Source organism: Stenotrophomonas maltophilia group sp. Smal12, assembly GCF_037079935.1.
Lineage (GTDB): Bacteria > Pseudomonadota > Gammaproteobacteria > Xanthomonadales > Xanthomonadaceae > Stenotrophomonas > Stenotrophomonas sepilia.
In genome coordinates, this window is sequence record NZ_JBAWUK010000053.1 from 1 (window position 1) to 6,592 (window position 6,592).

6 protein-coding genes are annotated in these 6,592 nt (G+C 67.5%); 3 read left to right on the forward strand and 3 right to left on the reverse strand.

Going from position 1 to position 6,592, the window contains the following annotated elements:
• The first annotated feature begins 441 nt into the window (after positions 1 to 441).
• On the forward strand, positions 442 to 1,353 hold the full coding sequence (gene hemC / locus WDC87_RS18355) for a hydroxymethylbilane synthase (RefSeq protein WP_252744469.1): 912 nt from the start codon (positions 442 to 444) through the stop codon (positions 1,351 to 1,353).
• Positions 1,354 to 1,428: 75 nt separating this feature from the next.
• Here the strand turns inward: hemC and WDC87_RS18360 are convergent, their stop codons facing one another.
• Together WDC87_RS18360 and WDC87_RS18365 are read right to left on the reverse strand one after the other, a co-directional pair.
• Positions 1,429 to 2,205, reverse strand: coding sequence for a DUF481 domain-containing protein (locus tag WDC87_RS18360; protein WP_049413237.1), 777 nt, complete (start codon positions 2,203 to 2,205; stop codon positions 1,429 to 1,431).
• Positions 2,206 to 2,311: 106 nt separating this feature from the next.
• A complete protein-coding gene (locus WDC87_RS18365; protein WP_188240593.1) occupies positions 2,312 to 2,914 on the reverse strand; it encodes a hypothetical protein in 603 nt (200 codons plus the stop codon).
• 80 nt (positions 2,915 to 2,994) lie between these two features.
• Between WDC87_RS18365 and WDC87_RS18370 the strand changes: the two genes are divergently transcribed.
• Positions 2,995 to 3,966 (forward strand): YafY family protein, encoded by a 972-nt coding sequence (locus WDC87_RS18370; RefSeq protein ID WP_061479894.1) that lies wholly within the window; start codon positions 2,995 to 2,997, stop codon positions 3,964 to 3,966.
• 26 nt (positions 3,967 to 3,992) lie between these two features.
• Positions 3,993 to 4,787 (forward strand): MetQ/NlpA family ABC transporter substrate-binding protein, encoded by a 795-nt coding sequence (locus WDC87_RS18375; RefSeq protein ID WP_049413241.1) that lies wholly within the window; start codon positions 3,993 to 3,995, stop codon positions 4,785 to 4,787.
• Positions 4,788 to 4,964: 177 nt separating this feature from the next.
• Here the strand turns inward: WDC87_RS18375 and glpK are convergent, their stop codons facing one another.
• Positions 4,965 to 6,464, reverse strand: coding sequence for a glycerol kinase GlpK (gene glpK, locus WDC87_RS18380; protein ID WP_252745179.1), 1,500 nt, complete (start codon positions 6,462 to 6,464; stop codon positions 4,965 to 4,967).
• Positions 6,465 to 6,592 lie beyond the last annotated feature (128 nt).

The window sequence follows — 6,592 nt, forward strand, 5'->3', positions numbered from 1 at the left end:
CCAACCCCCCCAATAGCAAGCCCCCGGCCCAAGGCCCCAACCGGCCCCCCCACCCCCCCCGCGCCCACCGTTCGAGTTGGCTGGTGGGTCGCCGCCAAAGCGGTTGTGTTTTAGGGGCGTGCAAGAGGGGGTCCCCGCCGTTTGCGGGGACAAACGGGAGCGCACCCCGGAAGCGGCCGGCTGTTGCTTTTGCTTCTGCTCTTTTCTTTTGATCTTCCGTGGCTGGCGCACACGGAAACTGTCAGAGGTCGGGCGGGAGGGGCTGCGCAGGGGCGTGAGCCGCATGGATGCGGCGACCGAGCTTACATGGACGTACTTGCAGCGGCCCCTGCGCAGTCCCTCCCGCCCGGCCAAGCACGGCTGTTGCTTTCACGCCCCCCAGCCAGCCACGAGGGGCTCCGCCGTTGGCCGTATCCGCGCCGAAGGCGCGATAATGACCGGATGGAAACTGTCCGCATCGCTACCCGCAAGAGCCCGCTCGCCCTCTGGCAGAGCGAACACGTCGCCGGCCGCCTGCGCCAGGCCCACCCCGGCCTGCACGTGGAACTGGTGCCGATGAGCACCCGCGGTGACGAGGTGCTGGACCGCTCGCTGGCCGCCATCGGTGGCAAGGGCCTGTTCCTGAAGGAACTGGAGCTGGCCATGCTGCGGGGTGAGGCCGACTGCGCCGTGCACTCGCTGAAGGATGTGCCGATGGAACTGGATGCGCCCTTCGCGCTGCCGGCGATGCTGACCCGGCACGACCCGGCCGATGGTTTCGTCTCCAACCTGTACGCCTCGCTGGACGCGCTGCCGATCGGCGCGCGGGTCGGCACCTCGTCGCTGCGCCGCCAGGCCCAGCTGCGCGCGCTGCGCCCGGACCTGGAACTGCTGGACCTGCGCGGCAACGTCAATACTCGCCTGGCCAAGCTCGACAACGGTGGCTACGACGCCATCGTGCTGGCGGTGGCCGGCCTGGAGCGCCTGGGCCTGGGCGAGCGCATCGTCGCGCGCCTGCAACCGCCGCAGTGGCTGCCGGCGCCGGCGCAGGGCGCGGTGGCGGTGGAGTGCGACGGAGGCAACACGCGCCTGATGGCGCTGTTCGCCACGCTTGATGACGCCGCCACGCGCGCCTGCGTGGAAGCCGAGCGGGCCATGAACCGCGCGCTGCATGGCAGCTGCCACGTGCCGGTGGCGGCGATCGCGCAGTGGCAGGGCGACGACCTGCACCTGCAGGGCCTGGTCGGCAGCGCCAGTGATGGCCGCGCCGTGCGTGCCGAAGCGGTGGGTCCGGCCCGCGATCCGGAAGCGCTGGGCCAGCAGGTGGCGAAGCTGCTGCTGGACGATGGTGCTGGCGAACTGGTGAACGTCTGAGCCATCGCAGGTAGTGCCGCGGCCAGCGGCCGGCACTACCGGAAGAAGAACGGGCGCCCTGGGCGCCCGTTCTGCTTATTTGAACTTGTAGACCACGTTCATCGTGGTCAGCGTATCGGTCTTGCGCTTGTCGACAGCGACGTCGCTGTTGTAACGCGCCTGCCAGCCGGCCTTCAGCGCAAGGTGCTCGTTCATGCTCACCGAGACACCGAAGTCGTTCTGGCCGAAGGTGTTGTACGAACCGGACTCGACCAGCAGCGTGTTCACCAGGTCGGTGTTGTCGGTCAGCGAGTACTTCAGGTCGAACAGGCCACGGCCGATCATGCCGGTACGGGTGCGGTCATCCTCGGTGCTGTGGGTACGGCGCACGCCGGGGCCGATCTGCGCGTCGAACGAAAAGCGCTCGGTGTTCCACAGGCGGGTGCCGTAACCCAGACCGAACGAGCTCTGGCGGTCGTAGGTGGCGAAGTCGTCGCGCTCGGTACGCACCGTGGCCGTCAGCTGGCGGTGCTCGCCCAGCTGCAGCGCGCTGCCCGCACTGCCGGTGTAGCGGTTGGCGGTGGTGTTGCTGCGGCGGGTGGTGGTGCCGTCGTCATTGGTCTCGGTCACCTTGGAGCTGGAGCGCAGGCCGAACAGGTCCATGCTGTGCACCCAGTCGCCGTCGGTGTAGCGCAGGCGCAGGCGGCCGTTGAAGCTCTCGGTGCTGCTGTTGCCGCGTGCCGAGGCAAAGCCGAGCTCGCCGCCGCTGCCACTCCACGGCGAGGACATCGCCGCCAGTTCGGAGGCATCCTGCGCGTATGCAAGCGGCGCACACAGCAGCAGGGGGATCAGCAGGGACACGCGCAGGGACATCGAGGCTTCTCCGGAACGGTTAACAGCCGGTGATGATACTGGAAGCGTGATGGCGGTCCGAATCGATCCAAAGCGTGCTTCAGCGAACGTTGCCGCGATCGCCTATTCAGGGCAGATCGACACGCAATGCGGGGTCGTTGAAGCGCGAATAGCGCAGGCGCAGCTGGAAGCTGCGGCCATTGCTGCTGCCGCTGCGCACGATCTGGCGTGGCAGGCCCTGGGCATCCACCCAGTACTCCAGGCGTTCGCCGGGCTGGCTGCCGCGCAGCCGGTAGTGACGGGTCTCGACCCCATCCAGCGCCTGGCTGCCGAGGTCTTCGGCCTTCAGGTCGGCGGGCAGGGCGTCGGCCGGCAGCGGGTTGCGCCACTGCTCGAGCAGGCCGGGCGGGGCCGGCACCTGGCGGATCGCACCGTCGGCCTGCAGGAACAGGGTGTCGCCGATGATGGTCTGCGGCCCGGCCGGGGTCTCCACCCGGAAACGGTCGGGTGCAACGAAGTCCATGGCGCTGCGTACCCGCTGCGGCGCGCCCAGCACCTCCAGTTCGGCGTGGAAGCTGCGCAGGGCGGCGAAACGCTGGCTGGCGCCCAGCACCGCCTGTGCCGGATCGGCGGCGGGTACCGGGGCCTCGGGGCCCGCCGGCGCCGGCGCGCGATCGCAGGCGGCCAGCAGCAGGCAGGCCAGCAGGGACAGGGCAGGCAACCGGCGCATCGGGCATTCCACGGGGTGGGGGCGACCACGATAGCCCAAACGTTCCACACAAGACCCGCGACTCGGACATAATCGGGGGTATGGACCGATACGAACGCATCACCGCCCTGCATCGTCTGCTCAAGTCCGCGCGCTATCCGGTGACGGTGGCGACCCTGCAGGACAAGCTCGGTTGTTCCCGTGCCACCGTCTATCGCGACCTGGCCTTCCTGCGCGATGCGCTGATGGCACCGATCGAGGGCGACGGCGAGGCCGGCTTCCGCTACCAGGCCGACGAGAGCGACCGCTTCGAGCTGCCCGGCCTTTGGCTCAGCTCGGAGGAGCTGCATGCCCTGCTGGCCTCGCAGCACCTGCTGGCGCGTACCGGCGGCGGCGTGCTGTCGTCGGTGCTGGCCCCGCTGCAGCAGCGCATCGAGAGCCTGCTGGCGGCGCAGGCCGGTGTTTCCAGTTGGCCGGTCGACCGCGTGCGGGTGATTCCGCACCGTGGCCGCAAGTTCGACGAAGGCAGCTTCCGCAGCGTGGCCTCGGCGGTGCTGGAGCGCCGCCAGCTGGCGTTCGAATACCGCGCCCGCTCCACCGACGAGCCGACCAAGCGCACCGTCTCGCCGCAGCGCCTGACCCATTATCGCGACAACTGGTACCTGGATGCCTGGGACCACGACCGCGAGGCGCTGCGCAGTTTCGCGGTGGACCGCATCCACAAGGCACGGGTAATCGACAATGCCGCCCGCGATGTCGCCGACAGCGAGCTGGACGAGCAGCTCGGCGCCAGCTATGGCATTTTTTCGGGTGCGCCGAAGGGCTGGGCGACCATCCTGTTCAGCGCCAAGGCTGCGCGCTGGGTGGCCGACGAGCACTGGCATTCCAAGCAGCAGGGTCGTTTCCTGGCCGATGGCCGCTACGAACTGAAGGTGCCGTACAGCGTCTCGCGAGAGTTGCTGATGGACGTGCTGCACTATGGTTCGGATGCCGAGATCATCGAGCCGATCATGCTGCGCGAGCAGGCCAAGGCGCTGCTTGAGCTGGCCCTGAGCAACTACGAAAAATCCTGACACCCCCCCCGAGAACCCCGTCCCCCATGAAGAAGACCCTGTTGCTGTCCCTGCTCGCCGCTGCGCTGGCCCTGACCGCCTGCGGCAAGTCCGGCGAGCCCTCGCAGAAGCTGGTGGTGGCCGCCACGGCCGTGCCGCATGCCGAGATCCTCGAGGTGGTCAAGCCGATCCTCAAGCAGGAAGGCGTGGACCTGGACGTGCGCGTATTCAACGACTACGTGCAGCCCAACGACCAGCTGGTGCAGAAGCAGGTGGACGCCAACTACTTCCAGACCGAGCCGTACCTGGATGCCTACAACCGCGACCGCAAGACCGACCTGGTGAAGGTGATCGGCGTGCACATCGAGCCGTTCGGTGCGTACTCGCGCAAGGTCAAGTCGCTGGCCGAGCTGCGCGACGGTGCCGACGTGGTGATCCCGAACGATCCGAGCAACAACAGCCGCGCGCTGATCCTGCTGCACAAGGCCGGCGTGATCGAACTGAAGGACCCGGCCAACGCGCTGTCGACCCAGCGTGACATCACCGCCAACCCGAAGAACCTGAAGTTCCGCGAGCTGGACTCGGCGATGCTGCCGCGCGTGCTGGACCAGGTCGATCTGGCCCTGATCAACACCAACTATGCGCTGGACGCCGGCCTCAACCCGACCAAGGATGCGCTGGCGATCGAGAGCAAGGATTCGCCGTACGTGAACTTCCTGGTCGCGCGCCCGGACAACAAGGACGACGCCCGTGTGCAGAAGCTGGCCAAGGCCCTGACCAGCCCGCAGGTGAAGGCCTTTATCGAGACCAAGTACAAGGGCGCGGTGCTGCCGGCGTTCTGATTGCGGCTGATCTGTTGATTTGAATGGTGGGTGTCGACCTTGGTCGACACTGCCTTCCCTGTAGAGCCGAGCCCACGCTCGGCTCTGCTGTTTCCGGCATTTCACCAACGGCAGCCGAGCATGGCTCGGCTCTACCGTGTCACTCCACGTGCCGCAGCAGGGCAGGGCATTGCAGTTTCAATCGACGTGGAAGGCGAGGGTGGCGGCAACCGCCTGCTGCCATCCCGCATACAGCTTCTCGCGCCGCGACACCTCCATCTGTGGCTCGAAGCGCCGGTCCAGGCCCCACTGTGCAGCGATCTGTTCGCGGCTGGACCAGAACCCGACGGCCAGGCCGGCCAGATAGGCCGCACCGAGCGCGGTGGTTTCGGTCAACCGCGGCCGCAGCAGCGGCACACCGAGGATGTCTGCCTGGAAGCTGGCCAGGAAGTCGTTGCCGATCGCACCGCCATCGGCGCGCAGTTCGGTCAGCGCGATACCGGCATCGGACTGCATGGCATCGAGCACGTCGCGGGTCTGGTAGGCCATCGCTTCCAGCGCGGCGCGCACGAAGTGCGCCTTGCGCGTGCCACGGGTCAATCCAAACATCGCACCGCGCACATCACTGCGCCAATAGGGTGCACCCAGGCCGACAAACGCCGGCACCAGATAGGCGCCGCCGCTGTCGGGCACCTGCGCGGCCAGTGCCTGGCTGTCGCTGGCGCGTTCGATCATGCGCAGTCCGTCGCGCAGCCACTGCACCACCGAGCCGGCGATGAAGATCGACCCTTCCAGCGCATACTCCACGCGCCCCTCCAGGCCCCAGGCAATGGTGGTCAGCAGGCCGTTGCGCGACCGCACCGCCTGCGCGCCGGTATGCATCAACATGAAGCAACCGGTGCCATAGGTGTTCTTGACCATGCCCGGCTGGAAACAGGCCTGGCCGAACAGTGCCGCCTGCTGGTCACCGGCGATGCCGGCGATCGGGATCGGGTGGTCGAAGAAGAACTGCGGCCGGGTGTGTGCGTACACCGCACTGGAGTCGCGCACCTGCGGCAGCATCGCGCGCGGGATGTCGAGCAGGGCCAGCAGATCGTCATCCCAGTCCAGCGTGTGGATGTTGAACAACAGCGTGCGCGCCGCGTTGCTGTAGTCGGTCACATGCGCCTGGCCGCCGCTGAGGTTCCACACCAGCCAGCTGTCGATGGTGCCAAACAGCAGCTCGCCACGTTCGGCGCGCTGCTGCGCACCTTCCACGTGGTCGAGGATCCAGCGCACCTTGGTCGCAGAGAAATAGGCATCGATCAGCAGGCCGGTCCGCTCGCGGATCAGCGCTTCATGGCCTTCGGACTTCAGGCGTTCACAGATGGCGTGGCTCTGCCGCGATTGCCAGACGATGGCGTTGTGGATCGGCTGGCCGGTGGCACGGTCCCAGACCACGGTGGTTTCGCGCTGGTTGGTGATGCCCAGTGCGGCGATATGACGCGGGTCGATCTGCCCGCGGCTGAGCAGTTCGGTCAGCGTGGCATAGACGCTGGTAAGGATCTCGCGCGGGTCATGCTCGACCCAGCCGGGTTGCGGGAAGATCTGCGCGAACTCGCGCTGCGCGCTGCCGATGATGTCGCCGGCACGGTCGAACAGGATCGCGCGCGAACTGGTGGTGCCCTGGTCGATGGCCAGCACGTAGCGGGGCGTCATGCAGCGTCTCCGGTAGAGCAGTCAGGGTAACTTACCTTTCTCTCTGTAGAGCCGAGCCATTGAGCGCTTGTAATTCTCAACGCCCCCCCGGCTTGGTGGGGCGTTACAACGGGTTGGTTGGATTCCCC